Raw genomic sequence first — 1617 nt, forward strand, 5'->3', positions numbered from 1 at the left:
AGCCTGTCGGACTTAAGACTATTTCGGCCTGAATTCCAGAAAGAACGGCCCAATTATTCGATGAATTCGATTAAATAGGTCAACTATTCTCACGAATCCATCGAATAATTCGACACGTTCTACTGAAATTTATGCTCGAAAGCATAAGTCCGACAGGCTCCTAGAAAGTAGGTTTGGCAGGCGGTGGCGGTTTAAAGCCTGTTTTTATAGCGTTTTGATCGTAAAAGAGCGTAAAGTAGCTTGGTTTAGAAAGCCTGATTTTTGTTATTATTGGATTGAAAGCCAGTCAGTTGTTTTTGGAGTTTGAATTAAGTCGAGTGCTAAATCAGCACTTAACCGGAGTGAGTCATGGGAACCAGTTTACAACCAGTTGATATGTTAGTCCCGGGGCAAAATATAGATGCCTATGTCACAGGGGTCAGCGCTATAGCTGTGTTGTCTGTCGAGCAGGAAAAAGGTCTGGCAGAGCGTCTGTACTACGAGAATGATCTGGAAGCTGCCCGTCAGTTGGTTATGTCTCATTTGCGCTTTGTTGTCCACATAGCCAGAAGTTATGGTGGCTATGGTTTACCTCTGGCTGACCTGATTCAGGAAGGAAATGTAGGCTTGATGAAAGCCGTAAAACGTTTTAATCCCGAAGTTGGAGTACGCCTGGTGTCATTTGCTGTGCACTGGGTTAAGGCTGAAATTCATGAATTTATTCTGAAAAACTGGCGTATTGTGAAGGTGGCTACCACCAAGGCACAGCGTAAACTGTTCTTTAATCTTCGCAGTTCTAAAAAACATCTTTCCTGGCTCAGTAATGATGAGGTCAAAGCTGTTGCCAATGATTTGGGTGTAGAAGCCAAGGTTGTCCGTGAAATGGAAGGCCGCATGGCTGGTCAGGATACCGCCTTTGATGGTTATGCCGATGACAGTGATGATAACGGAGCTTATGTAGCACCTGCTCACTATTTGGAAGATCAGCGGACTGACCCTGCAAAACTGCTGGAAGATTCAGATTGGTCCGAGTCGTCTGTCGGGTTGTTAAGGAATGCTCTGGCAATACTGGATGAGCGCAGCAGAGATATTCTCCAGAAGCGCTGGCTGAATGAAGATAAGGCAACACTGCATGAATTGGCTGCTCACTACGGTGTATCGGCAGAGCGAATCAGGCAGCTGGAAAAAAATGCCATGAAGAAGGTCAAAGGTTCAATGGAAGCCTGATCTGTCCAGTCAAATACCTGTTACTCAAAAACACCCGCACTTTGTTGCGGGTGTTTTTGTTTGGAGATAAATAGAGAGCAGGGATGTTGTTATCTATAGTTTCTTTATAAAACCCTTCGAATACTAAAAAATTGCTATAGCTCAGGATGAAGCGATGATTGAACGGCCAGGAACGCCCCCTCCTACTCAGGAGCCCCCTAAACATTCTAAAAAAACGGCTCAGCCAGGTTTCATTCGGGTCTTTGGCTATCAAATAAAGCTCGGTTATGTGGGGAGGAAACTGGTTATCGGTTGAGCGTAAAACTCCGTACTTTGAGTGCGGGGATGTAAGCTCGTCGGCGATAGCCGACTAATGCGGTGTTCTCTGCTGCTGAACGTACTGTTTGATGACTTCTATAGGAGCGCCACCGC

1 protein-coding gene is annotated in these 1617 nt (G+C 45.4%); it reads left to right on the forward strand.

Annotated elements, in window-relative coordinates:
• The first annotated feature begins 348 nt into the window (after positions 1–348).
• Positions 349–1206 (forward strand): RNA polymerase sigma factor RpoH, encoded by an 858-nt coding sequence (gene rpoH / locus ACR2PX_RS12730; protein ID WP_433999734.1) that lies wholly within the window; start codon positions 349–351, stop codon positions 1204–1206.
• Positions 1207–1617: the final 411 nt, after the last annotated feature.

Origin of the sequence: Endozoicomonas sp., assembly GCF_051008435.1 — a bacterium.
In the GTDB taxonomy this organism is placed as follows: domain Bacteria; phylum Pseudomonadota; class Gammaproteobacteria; order Pseudomonadales; family Endozoicomonadaceae; genus Endozoicomonas_A.